Raw genomic sequence first — 14447 nt, 5'->3', positions numbered from 1 at the left:
GCTCGGGAATCTGAGATAACCTCTATTTTGAAACCTTTTTCTTTGATTTAGAAACCAACTCATAAGAATGATCAATCATCTCTTTGAGCTGATTAACCGATAACCTACCCGTCATACTTACTGTATTCCAGTGTACTTTATTCATATGATAACCAGGCTGCACCTCCTCATACTCCTCCCTTAATTGAATTGCACGTTCAGGATCACACTTTACGTTAAAGCTCGATGGCGAGTTTAAACCAACAAGCAGAAAAATCTTTCCTCCCGTTTTAAAAACAAGCGTTTGATCTCCAAATGGTAAGCTCTCGGTTACCCCCTCCTTCTCAAGGCAATAGTCGCGCAAAGATTCGATATCCATATTTGTAAAAATAAGACTCATTTAAATTCTTACATACTTAAAAGACGTATTTTTTCTTCGAAAACTAAGAAAAATGCACTAAATTTACTTAACATTACCTAAAACACAGCTTCATCTTCCTTGTATAAACCGGAATCACTTCTACGGATAGAAATTGTGATTTCAGTTTTGGAAAGCCTAACTTAGTACTAAATATGCTTATGCAAGACAAGTCAAATAGTGCCGGGTTGTTTGAAATCTATGCTTTGTCAGAAAAAGCTATTACGCTTAACTTTGGAAATGTCATCGACGAAGCACTTCTAAAACACGTAACTGATTTTAAACATACTTTATCTCAGCATCCTTTTCCCGGCCTCATCGCAGTTGTACCCACATACGCATCGCTGAGCATTTTTTATGAGCCTGTAACAGTTTATAAATCAACTTTGCCTGGTATAAACAGCTATGATAAAGTGTCGGCTTACCTGCAAAGCCTGGCCGGAAAAAATCACACTTCTTTAACCCAGCAAAGTTCGATCATCAACATACCTGCCTGTTACGGCAACAACTGGGGGCCAGACCTCGATTATGTTGCCGGCATCAACAATCTTAGCACAGAGGAAGTAATTAAACAACATAGTGCTGCAGAATATAAAGTGTATATGATAGGATTTATTCCAGGCTTTGCTTATTTAGGTGGAATGCCGGAAACAATTGCGGCACCACGTAAACCAAGCCCCCGCAGGTATGTTCCTGCGGGATCAATAGGTATTGCAGGTAATCAAACGGGAATATATCCCCTCGACAGCCCCGGAGGTTGGCAGGTTATCGCGCAAACGCCGCTGAAAATGTTTGACGCTGGCCGGGCAAATCCTTCCCTTTTGAAAGCCGGAGATATTGTAAAGTTTCAACCTGTCAGTTTCTCTGAATTCAGAGATATTGTGGAGAATCCCGGTTATTTAAATGCTTACTGATGCAAATAAAAATACTTAAACCTGGTTTGTTAAGCACGATACAAGATCTGGGGAGAACACAGTTCCTGGCCGATGCCGTGCCTGTATCGGGTGCGATGGATGTACTTTCAGCACGTCTTGCCAATCTTGTGCTTGGAAATACAGAAAATGCAGCTGTGATCGAATTCACTTATCATGGCGCCGAGTTTCTGGCAGAGACAGACCTGCTGATTGCGCTAAGTGGTGAAGGAAGTATATTATATACAGAAGACCAGGAGCTTCCGGCGGACAGGCCAATATTCATACCTTCTGGCACGAGGTTGTTCCTCAAGAAAAATGATGGTTCGTTCAGCTATCTGGCGGTTGCCGGAGGCTGGAAAGTTCCAGAAGTACTTGGCAGCAAAAGCACTTATCTTCAAGGTGGCTTTGGTGGCTTCGAAGGTCGCCGGCTGCGCGAAAAGGATGTACTTAAAAATACAGACTCCTTAAGTGCAGAAAGTAACGCCATTTTAAAATCGCTTAAGGGTTCAGCCTCGGTAAGTTTCCCTCCGTGGAAAGCCGCAAAAAACGATTTCCTTCCTCTCGAACGTAAGACCATCCGTGTAATTCCGGGAAGGGAATTTACATGGTTTACTGCTGATACACTGCTGGACCTGTTATCAAAAACATTTACTGTAAGTCCCCGGTGCAACCGCATGGCCTATGAGCTTGAGGGACCACCAATCATCCGTCTTAACACTCAGGAGCTCCTTTCTACTGTGGTCACCTCCGGAACGATCCAGGCAACCGGAGATGGAAAGCTGATGATGTTAATGGCCGATAGCCAGGTTACGGGAGGATATCCCAGAATCTTGCAGGTTATCGCGGTCGATCTACCCCTTTGTGCCCAGTTAAAACCTCGGGACGAAATTTATTTCGAAATCCTCGGACGCAAACAAGCCGAAAAACTGTATATAGAACAAGAGCTAAACATCCGGCAGCTTGCAGCCACAATAAGAACTAAGTATTGATACTTACCCTATTAATGACAACAATTGATATTAATTGCGATATGGGCGAGGGATTTGGAAATTACTCCTGTGCCAATGATGACCTTCTCTTCGATTTTATTAGCTCTGCCAATATTGCCTGTGGCTTTCATGCAGGCGACTACCAGGTAATGGAACACACCGTAAAAAAAGCTCATGCTAAAGGTGTTGCCATTGGAGCGCATCCCGGTCTACCCGATCTTCAAGGCTTTGGACGCCGGGAAATGAAAATATCGCCAAAAGAAGCGTATCGGATCACCCTGTATCAAATTGGCGCTCTGGCTGCATTTGTAAAAGCAACAGAAGCAAAACTCCATCACGTTAAACCTCACGGTGCATTATATAACATGGCTGCAAAAAGCAGGGACCTGTCTGAAGCCATAGCGCAGGCGATAATCGACTTTGATCCCGCTCTATTCCTGTATGCCCTGTCAGGCAGCGAAATGATAGCAGCCGCAGAAAGAAAAGGATTAAGATCCGTTTCTGAAGTGTTTGCTGACCGTACTTATCAGAATAACGGAATGCTTACCCCAAGAACAGAACAAAATGCCACAATTCATTCGCCGGAGCAATCGCTCGCCCAGGTGCTAATGATGGTCACCCAGCAGCAGGTAACTTCCACTACAGGTGCTGTGATACCAATCTGCGCAGAAACAATATGCATCCATGGGGACAATCATCAGGCCCTTGAATCATCCAGAGAGGTGTTTTTAACCTTAAAACAGCAGGGTATAACTATACAAGCACCTCTTAACTAAAATTTCCATTAGAAAAGCGCCCGGATATCGATATCGGGCGCCTTTTCCTAAGTTAAGTTATCCTTACTGTAAATACTTTTTTCAGCGTCTTCCGTCGTAATAAATGTATACGTGTCTAAAACCTCTTCAAACTGATCATCATCGTCCCATACCGGAATAATATTTTTTAAATGATTCAGCGTTAGAAAGGCATTCAAGGCCGTGACCTGATTTTGATCTATTTGTGGTATACCTGAAACAGCCATACCCGCCTTCACTGCTGTTTGTGTATCGTGTGATATAAAAAACAATTGCTTCATTATTTCTGTGTAATTTTTTACCTTATTGCACTATCAATTGAAGTGCCAATTACTTTCCTGCTCTTTGTTAAAATCTTACTAACATTTTTGGACTTACATTGTTGTAGAAGCATGACAGAACATAACATCTACACCAAATTCATATTTAAAGATAAAAATAACGACCAGTTGCTTCAGGAACTTATCGTCCGCAATCACGCAAATAAATTCGACTGTGTACGTAAGATCATCAAAGAGCTCACTGAAAAATTCTGTTTATCAGAAAACGAAATAATAATTGAAGGCAATTAAACAAATAAGGTAAAACATGCTTGAAACACTAACATCAAAAGTAAATAACAACCTGAAAGGTTCAATCCTCGAACCGGGTGAGCAAGAAAATGTAAATACTACCGAGCGAGTGATCTCAATTGCTGCAGGAACATTCATGTTATATAAAGGCTTGACCCAACTGGTAAAACACCCCTTTATTGGTTTACAGGAAGCTGCTGCAGGCGGTTTATTACTGTATCGCGGCGCTACAGGCTATTGTCCGGTTTATAATAAGATTGGAAAAGATACTACAGATCTTCCTGCAATCAGGATCACAGAGCGATTCATCGTCAACGCTCCACGTGAAGAAGTTTATTCTTTCTGGAGAAACCTGGAAAACCTGCCGAAATTCATGAAACATCTCCATTCGGTAGATGAAACCAGCGCCACACATTCTTATTGGAGAGCTAACCTTCCCGCCGAGATAGTAAAACTTACCTGGAACGCCGAAATCACTCGCGAAGAGCAAGACCGTTATATTGGATGGCAGTCCGTAGAAGGTTCAATGATAGATAACGCAGGAAAAGTAGAGTTTATTGATGCCATCAGCGGATCCGGAACTGAATTGAATATAGAAATTAACTATTTCCCTCCTGCGGGAGCAATAGGACACAGTATCGCAAAACTTTTAAATGGCGTTTTTGAGAGCATGGTACGCGAAGACATCACCAATTTCAAGCACTATGTTGAAGGCGACGAATACAAAAGGTATTCTAGCAACCGGAAGACATCGGTATTATAAAACCAACATTAAGTACACGCGGCACGCGTGCGCAAGCAAACCTTATATCCTGAATTGCTTGCGCACGCGTGCCGCGTGTACGTTATTACAAATCCAAACACTATTTCTTTCTTCCGCTAAACATTTCCCCAGCCATGTGCAAGCACATCCGCGAGGTGAATGGTTTTAATAGGAATATTGTTCTTATCAATATATGCCTGAAGATTCAACAAGCATGATACATCCGTCGAAATAATATAATCAGCCTCCATTTCGAGTGCATTATTGATTTTTTGCTGCGCCATAGCACTTGATATACTCGAAAACTTCACTGAAAAGGTTCCTCCAAATCCACAGCAGCTTTCGGTATCTTTCATCTCTACCAGATCCAATCCATGTACTTTAGATAGCAGAGCTCTTGGTTCATCTCTAATTTTACATTCACGTAAACCTGAGCAGGAATCATGATAAACAGCTCTCCCCTCCAGTTCGGCACCGAAATAATCCTTCTTCAATACATTAATCAGGAAATCAGAGAGTTCGTAGATATTACCCTGAATATTCCTGCATTTATTATGAACCGCCGTATTGGTAAACAAATCATTATAATAGTTCTTCACCATACCCGTACATGATGCCGATGGCGCCACGATATAGTTGTTCTCCGTAAAATCGTTCAAAAACTTGTAGCCTACTTCCTTCGCCTCATCCCAGAAACCGGCATTAAACGCAGGCTGACCGCAACAGGTTTGCTCCGGGTTATATTTAACCTTACAACCAGCTTTTTCCAAAATCTTTTTGGTATTGAAGGCTGTTTCGGGATATAGCTGATCAATAAAACATGGAATAAATAGTTCAACCGTCATAGAATGCCAAAGGTAATCAGAAATGCAAAAGCAGGCTGTCTATTTTCAATCTTTTGACGTTTTTGTACGTAACAAAATGATCAGCATAAAAAATCCGATCACAAAAAAAACGCTTAAGCCGAGTGCTGAATTGCGAATGTTCGAGCGTTCTTCAACAAAGGCAAAGGTAGCCAGACCAATTACGATGGCGATTTTCTCCGTAACATCATAAAAACTGAAGAACGATGCCGTATCTGTCGTATTTTCCGGAAGGTACTTTGAGTAAGTCGAGCGTGAAAGCGATTGAATACCGCCCATGATCAAACCAACCACTGCAGCCAGGATGTAAAATTGTGTTGCATTTGAAATATAATACGAGGATACACAAACAGCGATCCAGATGATTACTACCAGCATCAGCACCCTCACATTGCCGATGATGTTTGCTAAGCCCGACATGAGGTAAGCACCGGCAATCGCTACCAGCTGAATAATAAGAATCGTCGCTATCAGGTTTGAGGTGCCCAGATGCAATACTTTTTCTCCAAAGCTGGCAGCTACCAGCATAATTGTTTGCACACCTATGGAATAAAAAAAGAAAGCGTATAGAAAACGCTTCAGCTGATTGTTCTCTTTTAGTTGATGCCATACCTTAGCCAGCTCCTGGTATCCGTTAACCGCAGTCTTCTCTGCATTACTGCTTCCTTTAGGAAGTTTTGAAAAAGGAATCTGCGCAAAGCCAATCCACCAAAGCCCTACCAGAAAAAAGGACAAACGGGCGGGGAATGAACCGTCAGTTATACCGAACAGCTCCGGCTTTAAAACAAACACAAAACAGATGATCTGCAGCAGCACGCTGCCTATATACCCATATGCAAAACCCTGCGCGCTTACTCTATCCTGCTGATCAACGGTAGCTATTTGTGGCAGATAAGAATTACTGAACATCACCCCTCCTATGTACCCCATCGCAGCAATAGCAAAACAGATCACTCCCCATTCAAGCGTATCCAGTTTAAAGAAATAAAGTCCCATGCATGCGGCGCCGCCTAAGTAGGTAAAGATCTTCATAAAGAACTTTTTATCACCAGACACGTCAGCCTTTGAGGATAGCCATGGAAGCAATGCAGCCATGATTAGATAAGCCACAGCTAATGCATAGTTGGACAATGCGGTATTCACAAAGCTAAAGCCAAAAAAAGAAACTTTATCTCCATGCTCTTCTGTTGTAGTTATGATAGTATAATAGGCGGGAAAGATTGTTGATGTTATAACCAGGTTATAAGCCGAATTTGCCCAATCGAACATCGCCCAAGACCGTACAAGGGTCTTATCATTTTTTGATATTTGCATACGTCTTCGAAAGTAGACAAAAAGGTCAAATAACGAAACATTTCGTTTAAAGAAATCCTGAAACAGTTTACTTGGTATAAATTTCTCTTTTTGAACAAAACGAGATACAATTACCTGATTTATACTAATTAACCGAAGCTTTCAGCGAAATTCGGGAAAGGCGAAAAACTTGTTTTAACTATGATAAAGTTCATAACACTGGCATTTATAACAGTTACTATGCATGCCACGGCGAACTGTCGTACAGATTCTTCGAGGGTAAATTTCAAAAAGAACCAGATCACACTCGCCTGGGGCGGCAAAGGGAATACAGGTTCAATAAACTTTGGTCATACGTTTTCGTCATCCCGAAAATGGCATTGGGAGTACAATATCGGAATAGCCCCTTTCGAAATTAGCGATCATTTTTCATTCCCTTTTTCGCTTAACACATTTACCAGGGGCAAGCTGCATCATTTTGAGATAGATCTTAGAAATGCACTTTATTTTACCAAGTTCCATCCCTACAACGGAGGGGTGAAAAAAGACTATAACATGCAGTTGTTTCTAAACCCCAGTATCGGCTATCGTCTGCAGGGTGCAACAGGCATGATCCTGAAAACAGGTTTTGGACCGCAATTCCTTATTGATCCGCCCTCAGACAATATCGCCCGCGTCCGAACCCGCTTTCTCAAGCCTGTTGCTTTTATAACGTTCGGCTACCAGATATGATCAAGGAGTAGGAACAGGGACACTGGATGAATCAGTGCTGCTGCCATTTGAAGAAGTATCGATCATCAGCGTATCAGTATTCATCTGTGCATTCGAATCCGCGGATCCGGATTCATCAACACCCTGGTTAGTACTCTGATTACAACTGCTGCCGGCGAGGCAGAAAGCCGTCATAATCGCTAGAAAAAAAGTTTTAAAGGTTTGCATCTTCATAATTAACTGATTAAAATAGTGTAAATCTTAGTCGCACTACTGCTCGATCAGCAGCAGAACGGAACAAAAGGCATTGTATATCTTTCTTAACAGAATAGGTTCTGTTATGCAGCCATCAACCTTTAGCTCGAGAAAAGGCACCTTGCCGTCTGAGTCATCAAGTGTATAATGAACAATCCCCATACTTAAACCGGGGATCGACTCAAAGACCTTCCTGATATTAGCATCAGCAAAGAGAGATTCGGTTAATCCTTCCTGGTTGGTTTTAACAACATACTTGTCGTCAAAGTCCTTAAAGCCCAGGACAACATCTTCCATACCAAAAAATTTCCCGATCTCATCAATAAATCCCTGAGGATAAATGGCAAAACGAAAATCGCTTCGGCCATATAGGTATGCACTAAAAATTGTACCTTCCGGCTCTTCGATGATATCCAGCAGTATGCGCCGTCCCTGCTGGTCTAATGCTATATGATATTCTCGCGGATTAGAGACAGTTGAATAGTGCTCAGTAACTTTCTTCCACAGAACAGATTCGTCTTCCCCGGTTATCGTTAAGGTTTCTGACATTAGCCGTATTTTTTAGATAATTTCAATACAACTATAAGACTGGTGATTAGTTTTAAAGAATAGATAAAATTGCAGCAAGAACGCCACTTTAAAGCGATTATTACCCACACATCGATCGCTCCTTTGTTCTGTCGGATTAAACCTCTGTATTGGCGTGTTTGCCCCTCATTAACTAGTATAGCAGACCGTATGTTTGCCTGTGTTATACATAACTGAAAATGTGCAGCAAAAATTAATTTAATTGTCTAATTTAAAACTTATAAAAAATGAAGATCGTATCTAAAATTTGTATCGCTGTTGCTGTATTAATAGCAATTCCTCTCATCATTGCCTTATTTGTTAAGAACGAATATGCAGTGGAAAACCAGATCATTGTACACAAACCCAAAAAAGAAGTATTCAATTATGTGAAGTTCCTTAAAAACCAGGAAGACTATAACATTTGGTTGAGGAGGGATCCCAATGTTAAAAGAGACTTTAAAGGCACAGATGGTACCGTTGGGTTTGTCTATGCCTGGGATGGCAACGACGAGATTGGAAAGGGCGAACAGGAGATCAAAACACTGAAGGAAGGTGAAAAAATAGAAACGGAGTTGCGGTTTATAGAACCCTTTGAAGGAATTGCTTCTGCTTCGATGATCACCGAAGCAGTTTCTGAAAATCAAACGCGGGTAAGATGGACAATGAGTGGAGAGAGTAAATACCCCATGAATTTAACCAACCTCTTTGTTGATGGAATGCTTAAAAAGGATCTGCAGACAAGTTTGAATGACTTAAAAAACAAGTTAGAGAAAAACTAGCATCTTAATTATATGGATTCATTAACCCGGAAACATCTGGAAAATCTAGGATCCCCTGATGCAAAATCCAGGAATGAATCCTTTAATTATATTATAGGGGTAACCGAAAGGCCGGTGGACTGGGCTTATGAGGTCTGGGAGGATCTGCTAAGTCTGCTAAAACACCGGGATAACCATCAGCGGGCAGTGGCGGCTAAAATCTTAGCCAACCTGGCAAAAAGTGATCCTGAGAAACGGATGCTCAAAGACCTTAATGACATGATCATAGTCACCAGAGATGAAAGATTTGTCACAGCCAGGCATTCCCTGCAGTCTTTATGGAAGGTAGCTGCTGCAGGAAAGGAGCTCCAAAGCAAGGTGATCGAATACCTTATCGATCGTTTCATGAATAGTACCACTGAAAAACATTACACGCTGATCCGGTACGACATTATTCAGGTTCTAAAAAACCTATATGAACATACGCTTGAAGAAAACGTCAAATTACAGGCGCTTCAGCTAATTGGAATGGAAAAAGATATTAAATACAAAAAAAAATATCTGACCCTATGGAAAAGTAAAAAAACAGGGAACGGATGATGAATCTGAAACTGGTTCCTTCTAGTGTAACCGCCGGCATTATTGAATCTTTATTTGACTCGGGTCTGTGATAATTATCTGAGGCTTCCCGCCATACTCCGTCAGTTTCCCTGTCACACAAACAGATTTCTTAACCAAGGCATCTTCCGGCTTATATTTAAACTTATCCCGGTCGCCCCCCTTTATAACTATAGTTAATAAATGGTATGGAAATTCTTTACCGACGCTAAGTAAAGTTATAGAGGTCCTTTGAAGAAATCTTCCTCCATAAACTTTATCACATACGGTCACAGAATCACCGATATAGTTTGAAAGCTCAGTGGCGCTGACTTTTTTCTGTGCGAATGAACTTAAAGCAAAGAGTAATATTACAAGGGTCAGGAGTCTTTTCATTGTTAGGAATTTTATGGAAATATTGCTTTCATCTACAAATAAGAGCTTATCAAAATTAACGTAATATAGTAAGAATTGAATATATCGCAATAGTCTGATTATAGTTTTGCGTCTGGGATAGTGAAATCTGGCAAAATCAAAACCCGCCCTTATTTGTCATATATAAATCACTCTTTAACAAACACATAACACATTACGATCTATTCCGTTAAAACTGTATAAGATTTCATTTTAGGTTTGATAGGTTAAGTTTGATTAAGAAGGGAGAGACCAAAAGTCCTCCCTTTTTTTTTGAAATGATTTTCAATCGCCCCAAACAATTGTGAATTCTGCACATGCAGATTTTTTTATAGCAAAATTGCTATCATTGCCTCATGCTTTTTGACAACACCTATAAAACAATTGAAAAGCCCTCAGAAGGTATATTTAGAGACAAAGGAAGCAAGTTCATTACTTATGCGTATCCGATAAAAACAGAGGAGCAGGCAAAAACAATTATACAACAAGTGCGGGCACAGCATCCTAAAGCGCGGCACCATTGCTGGGCAATGCGTCTTAGCTCTGACAGAAGTATTTTTAGGTTGAACGACGATGGAGAGCCTTCAGGCACTGCTGGCCGGCCCATTCTGAATACCTTACTTTCAAACGACCTTACCAATATTCTTATAATTGTAGTGAGATATTTTGGCGGCACCTTACTGGGAGTTCCGGGCCTTATTAATGCTTACAAAGAAGCAAGTGCCGATGCAATTAAATCCGCAAATGTCATCCAACTGACGGTTAACGACATTTACTCTATTGAATACAATTATGTGCAGATGAACGAAGTGATGCGCATAATAAAAGACTCAAACCTCAATATTTTGAAACAGTGGTTTGAGAGTGAGTGTGTGCTGCAACTTGAAATCCCCAAATCAAAGCTTAATTTAGTGCTTCCCAAACTCCAAAAAATAGAGAGCCTAAAGACAAAATACCTTTTTACCGTGTAAAGATTTCGCTCCTTCTCGAATAACGTAAAAAAAATATTAATTAACTGTAACGAAACTGGATACAGCTACGTCATAATAAATTACTATTTTGAAACTAAATTTCACCTAGCGATGGTAGAAGGATTAATCACAATTAATGAAATTTCTCAATGAAAAAAGTCGGAAAGATTATTGTCTATGTTTTCATAGCAGTCGTAATTCTAGTTGGCGGCGCTCTCAGTTATGTAAAAGTTGCACTTCCTGATGTGGGGGATCCTCCCAATATACAGGTAGAGCTCACCCCAGCACGGATTGAGAGAGGCAAATACCTGGCAAATCATGTTACAGTATGTGTAGATTGCCACTCAACAAGGCACTGGAATAAATTTTCCGGCCCGCTTGATACCAATGGTGTAGGTACCGGGGGCGAGAAGTTTGACCATAACATCGGGTTCCCTGGAGAGGTTTATGTGCCAAATATTACCCCTTATAACCTCGGTAAGTGGACAGACGGCGAAATTTACCGGGCAATCACTTCTGGCGTTAAAAAAGACGGATCTGCAATTTTCCCGATCATGCCGTACAAGGCTTATAGTAAGATGGATACCGAAGATATTTATTCAATTATTGCCTACCTTAGAACACTACCACCCAAGGAAACAGGCTCTCCGGAACGTTCTCTTGATTTCCCCGTAAATTTCCTTGTCAATACGATGCCGGTTAAAGCACAGCCACAAAAAATTCCTGCTAAGGAAGATCAACTCGCTTATGGTGCTTATCTTGTGAATTCTGCATCTTGCAGAGATTGCCATACCAAACAGGAAAAAGGCACTCCTATCGAAGGAATGGATTTCGCGGGAGGCTATGATTTTAGACTACCGGGAGGCACAGTTAGCTCTGCCAACATCACACAGGATCTGGAAACAGGAATTGGCCGTTGGTCCAAAGAACAATTTATAAGCCGGTTCAAGTCGTACCAAAATCCTCACGCAATGAAGTCTGTTAGTGAAGGGGATTTTCAGACCGTAATGCCCTGGACGATGTATGGCAATATGGAAACCAGCGACCTGGAGGCTATTTTTACTTATCTAAAAACGGTTAAGCCAATAAGGAACCAGGTTACGAAGTTCTCACCCTCGATCGCTAGCAATTAACATTAGCGATTCGTTATAAAACACCACTTAAGGGGCTGGAATATTCAATTTCAGCCCCTTTGCTGTTCTTTATCGCACAATCCCCAAATCCCGGCCACCATATAATGAAATATCTGTAAAGCCACAGTATGTCAACAGTGAGGCAACGGTGAGTCTACATGTAAGGCTAAAACCAGTAATTTCGACTAACCCGCAAGCATCGAGTAGGAGGCGAAAGTTAGCTTTACTTTCGCCGTCCTCTCACACCACCGTACGTGCGGTTCCGCATACGGCGGTTCCATTAATTAATGATTTCTGATAGAACAAGACCTTTGCCTTTAGCTCCACCAGTTTTAGTGATTTGAAATAGGATCTACCATAGGCTGCATTCATGTGGCTGGCTCCTGAGTTCCACCATGGACCCCGGCCGTTGAAGGCTGAATCGACTGCCCGTTGTTCCGGCAGACCCCGTTCCATCAACTTGTTCCGTCTTGTCCACCTTCGTTTCCAACTGCGCCACAGCAGCAGACGAAGCCTCCGGCGTATCCATTCGTCCAGTTTCTCTACCGTGCTTTTCGTTTCGCCGATACGATAGTAGTTGATCCAGCCTTGTAAATAAGGGTTGAGCAGATCAAAGACAAAGTCGCCTATGTTCATTCCTCTTCCCATTCGGCACAGATCTTTTACTTTACTTCGAAAACGACTGATACTTTCTGGGGAGATGCGGATACCGACCCTTCCTTTACGATAGTAGAACGAGAAGCCTAAGAATTTACGGTTGCGGGGCTGATCCACTTTACTTTTCTCACCGTTTACCTTTAGTCGCATTTTCTTTTCCAGAAACTGGCTAACTGAGGCGAATACCCGCTCTCCTGACCGCTTCTTCTTCACGTAGATATTGCAATCGTCCGCGTAGCGGACGAACTTGTGCCCTCGGTGTTCTAACTCCTTATCCAATTCATCCAATACAATATTGGACAATAGCGGAGACAGAGGTGAGCCCTGAGGTGTTCCTTTCTCCCGGGTTTCTACCAGGCCACCTTCCATTATACCCGCTTTCAGGAAGCGGTGAACCAATCGGTGGAGGGCTTGCTCTCCGGGAGTGCGTTCCATCAGTCGGGACATCAGACGGCTATGGTTAACCTCATCAAAGAACTTCGACAGGTCGATATCAACTACATACCTATAACCTTCTTCCTGATATATTCTGGCTTTGTTTACTCCATCCGATGCTCGACGCCCAGGACGAAAGCCGTAGCTGTGCTCTGAGAAATTTGGTTCCCATAGAGGGCTTAGCACCTGATGGATAGCCTGCTGGATTAAGCGGTCTACTACCGTGGGGATGCCCAGCATGCGTTTACCGCCTCCGGGTTTAAGGATTTCTACCTTGCGAACTGACTGTGGTTGGTAACGACCTGTTTCAAGCTGGGATTTAAGCTGAACCCAATGCGCTTTCAAATAGTATGGAAGCTCTTCTACTTTCATCCCGTCGATCCCCGGTGCTCCTTTGTTCCTTTTCACTTGCTGGTACGCCTGACGCATGTTTTCGCTATTGGTAATGCGTTCCATCAGGCTTGCTCTCTCCGGACATGAGGTCTCTGATAAGGGTACAGAAGGAACAACACCATCTGAACTCATTACTCCTTCCGGGAGTTTTCCTATACCGATGGCCAAAGGAGATTCCTCCCTTAATTCTGTTTCTTGCTTCTGTATCATAAAAGGCTCTGTCCTTATTTAATGGTTCCGTCCTTCATAGCATTCGCTATTACTATGACTTCTGCTGACTCCTGAATGTTCAGCCATCTGTTGCCAAATGGGTTGCCCCTTCCGGGAACCGCTTGTCCCTTCCGCAGGCCTCTCATTCAGGTCTCCCCGGGTAAGACGTTTTACTTTCACGCTTATACCTGCCGTATATACTTTCATGACTTCCGGGTAAGTTTGGGACTTTAGAGATGATTGCCTCCTCATCCGTCATGACAGTCTCGTATACGGTTTCTGTTCGTCAGGCCAGCGATTTGCCTTCGGCTTCCTTCAGATTTCCAGTCACCCGGAACACCCTTGCCGCTCAGCTAATGGTTCCCCTTACCGGGCCCATAGAGGACTTGCACCTCCTAGTAAAAAAAAATATATATTCCGCCATGCCGGGCGCACAACAAAAAAAGCCCCCCTTTGGGAGGCCTTTTCTGCAAGACAAATATTAATTTTTTTCCTTGTTGGTGATATTGCGTGTAATATCGGGGATGATAAAGGAAGGGATTGATCCGTTGATTAGTTCCCAGCTGTTATCGCTCTTATGAGACAGCGTTCCCAGATAAGTGTCGCCAAAATCCACCTGATATTCATCCGACCGGCGAGTAACGATCATTTCGTTAAATTCGCCTTTATCAAACAAATCAATATAGATGTTAAAACTATTTTTGCCTTTCTGATTCATATTTTCAGGATGGTGTAACATGTTTATTTAACCAACAAGT

The 14447-nt window shown here is 42.2% G+C and carries 20 protein-coding genes; 10 read left to right on the top strand and 10 right to left on the bottom strand.

Going from position 1 to position 14447, the window contains the following annotated elements; all coding sequences use genetic code 11:
* Positions 1-22: 22 nt before the first annotated feature.
* Entirely contained in the window at positions 23-358 is a 336-nt protein-coding gene (locus tag J3P37_RS07570) for an MmcQ/YjbR family DNA-binding protein (RefSeq protein WP_256010491.1), read from the bottom strand.
* A 200-nt stretch (positions 359-558) separates the two neighbouring features.
* Here J3P37_RS07570 and pxpB point away from each other — a divergent pair, with 200 nt between their 5' ends.
* The 3 genes from pxpB to J3P37_RS07555 are packed head-to-tail and all read left to right on the top strand — an operon-like array spanning position 559 to position 3076.
* Positions 559-1311 carry a 5-oxoprolinase subunit PxpB gene (gene pxpB, locus J3P37_RS07565; RefSeq protein ID WP_256010490.1) on the top strand — a complete coding sequence of 251 codons (753 nt, stop codon included), beginning with the start codon at positions 559-561 and terminating at the stop codon, positions 1309-1311.
* Positions 1311-2300 (top strand): 5-oxoprolinase subunit C family protein, encoded by a 990-nt coding sequence (locus J3P37_RS07560; protein WP_256010489.1) that lies wholly within the window; start codon positions 1311-1313, stop codon positions 2298-2300. Before pxpB ends, J3P37_RS07560 begins: the two co-directional genes overlap by 1 nt.
* A gap of 14 nt (positions 2301-2314) precedes the next feature.
* Positions 2315-3076 carry a LamB/YcsF family protein gene (locus J3P37_RS07555; RefSeq protein WP_256010488.1) on the top strand — a complete coding sequence of 254 codons (762 nt, stop codon included), beginning with the start codon at positions 2315-2317 and terminating at the stop codon, positions 3074-3076.
* Positions 3077-3123: 47 nt separating this feature from the next.
* On the opposite strand, the gene J3P37_RS07550 is transcribed toward J3P37_RS07555, so the two are convergent.
* Positions 3124-3375 carry a hypothetical protein gene (locus J3P37_RS07550; RefSeq protein ID WP_256010487.1) on the bottom strand — a complete coding sequence of 84 codons (252 nt, stop codon included), beginning with the start codon at positions 3373-3375 and terminating at the stop codon, positions 3124-3126.
* A gap of 111 nt (positions 3376-3486) precedes the next feature.
* On the opposite strand from J3P37_RS07550, the gene J3P37_RS07545 reads away from it, so the two are divergent.
* Positions 3487-3666 (top strand): hypothetical protein, encoded by a 180-nt coding sequence (locus J3P37_RS07545; RefSeq protein ID WP_256010486.1) that lies wholly within the window; start codon positions 3487-3489, stop codon positions 3664-3666.
* 16 nt (positions 3667-3682) lie between these two features.
* On the top strand, positions 3683-4429 hold the full coding sequence (locus tag J3P37_RS07540; RefSeq protein WP_256010485.1) for an SRPBCC family protein: 747 nt from the start codon (positions 3683-3685) through the stop codon (positions 4427-4429).
* Positions 4430-4545: 116 nt separating this feature from the next.
* On the opposite strand, the gene J3P37_RS07535 is transcribed toward J3P37_RS07540, so the two are convergent.
* Together J3P37_RS07535 and J3P37_RS07530 are read right to left on the bottom strand one after the other, a co-directional pair.
* Positions 4546-5274 (bottom strand): (Fe-S)-binding protein, encoded by a 729-nt coding sequence (locus J3P37_RS07535; protein ID WP_256010484.1) that lies wholly within the window; start codon positions 5272-5274, stop codon positions 4546-4548.
* A gap of 45 nt (positions 5275-5319) precedes the next feature.
* Positions 5320-6606, bottom strand: a complete 1287-nt coding sequence (locus tag J3P37_RS07530) for an MFS transporter (protein WP_256010483.1) — start codon at positions 6604-6606, stop codon at positions 5320-5322.
* A 180-nt stretch (positions 6607-6786) separates the two neighbouring features.
* Here J3P37_RS07530 and J3P37_RS07525 point away from each other — a divergent pair, with 180 nt between their 5' ends.
* Positions 6787-7317, top strand: a complete 531-nt coding sequence (locus J3P37_RS07525; RefSeq protein WP_256010482.1) for a hypothetical protein — start codon at positions 6787-6789, stop codon at positions 7315-7317.
* Here J3P37_RS07525 and J3P37_RS07520 read toward each other — a convergent pair whose 3' ends face one another.
* Together J3P37_RS07520 and J3P37_RS07515 are read right to left on the bottom strand one after the other, a co-directional pair.
* On the bottom strand, positions 7318-7530 hold the full coding sequence (locus tag J3P37_RS07520) for a hypothetical protein (RefSeq protein ID WP_256010481.1): 213 nt from the start codon (positions 7528-7530) through the stop codon (positions 7318-7320). It lies immediately after the preceding gene.
* Positions 7531-7566: 36 nt separating this feature from the next.
* Complete coding sequence (locus tag J3P37_RS07515) at positions 7567-8100, bottom strand: hypothetical protein (protein ID WP_256010480.1); 534 nt, start codon at positions 8098-8100, stop codon at positions 7567-7569.
* Between the two features lie 266 nt (positions 8101-8366).
* On the opposite strand from J3P37_RS07515, the gene J3P37_RS07510 reads away from it, so the two are divergent.
* Positions 8367-8900 carry an SRPBCC family protein gene (locus tag J3P37_RS07510; RefSeq protein WP_256010479.1) on the top strand — a complete coding sequence of 178 codons (534 nt, stop codon included), beginning with the start codon at positions 8367-8369 and terminating at the stop codon, positions 8898-8900.
* A 12-nt stretch (positions 8901-8912) separates the two neighbouring features.
* Positions 8913-9479: a hypothetical protein gene (locus J3P37_RS07505; RefSeq protein WP_256010478.1), complete on the top strand. Its 567-nt coding sequence runs from the start codon at positions 8913-8915 to the stop codon at positions 9477-9479.
* 39 nt (positions 9480-9518) lie between these two features.
* Here J3P37_RS07505 and J3P37_RS07500 read toward each other — a convergent pair whose 3' ends face one another.
* Positions 9519-9872 (bottom strand): hypothetical protein, encoded by a 354-nt coding sequence (locus tag J3P37_RS07500; RefSeq protein ID WP_256010477.1) that lies wholly within the window; start codon positions 9870-9872, stop codon positions 9519-9521.
* Between the two features lie 374 nt (positions 9873-10246).
* Between J3P37_RS07500 and J3P37_RS07495 the strand changes: the two genes are divergently transcribed.
* Positions 10247-10861 (top strand): YigZ family protein, encoded by a 615-nt coding sequence (locus J3P37_RS07495; protein WP_256010476.1) that lies wholly within the window; start codon positions 10247-10249, stop codon positions 10859-10861.
* Positions 10862-11010: 149 nt separating this feature from the next.
* Positions 11011-11994 carry a c-type cytochrome gene (locus J3P37_RS07490; RefSeq protein WP_256010475.1) on the top strand — a complete coding sequence of 328 codons (984 nt, stop codon included), beginning with the start codon at positions 11011-11013 and terminating at the stop codon, positions 11992-11994.
* Positions 11995-12234: 240 nt separating this feature from the next.
* On the opposite strand, the gene ltrA is transcribed toward J3P37_RS07490, so the two are convergent.
* The 3 genes from ltrA to J3P37_RS07475 form a co-directional block, all read right to left on the bottom strand.
* Positions 12235-13689 carry a group II intron reverse transcriptase/maturase gene (ltrA, locus tag J3P37_RS07485; protein ID WP_256010474.1) on the bottom strand — a complete coding sequence of 485 codons (1455 nt, stop codon included), beginning with the start codon at positions 13687-13689 and terminating at the stop codon, positions 12235-12237.
* An 18-nt stretch (positions 13690-13707) separates the two neighbouring features.
* Positions 13708-13896 (bottom strand): hypothetical protein, encoded by a 189-nt coding sequence (locus J3P37_RS07480; protein ID WP_256010473.1) that lies wholly within the window; start codon positions 13894-13896, stop codon positions 13708-13710.
* 274 nt (positions 13897-14170) lie between these two features.
* A complete protein-coding gene (locus tag J3P37_RS07475; protein ID WP_256010472.1) occupies positions 14171-14428 on the bottom strand; it encodes a hypothetical protein in 258 nt (85 codons plus the stop codon).
* Positions 14429-14447 lie beyond the last annotated feature (19 nt).

Origin of the sequence: Desertivirga xinjiangensis, assembly GCF_024436435.1 — a bacterium.
In the GTDB taxonomy this organism is placed as follows: domain Bacteria; phylum Bacteroidota; class Bacteroidia; order Sphingobacteriales; family Sphingobacteriaceae; genus Desertivirga; species Desertivirga xinjiangensis.
Note: the sequence above shows the minus strand (reverse complement) of the source record. Positions and strands in the feature narration are given on the sequence as shown.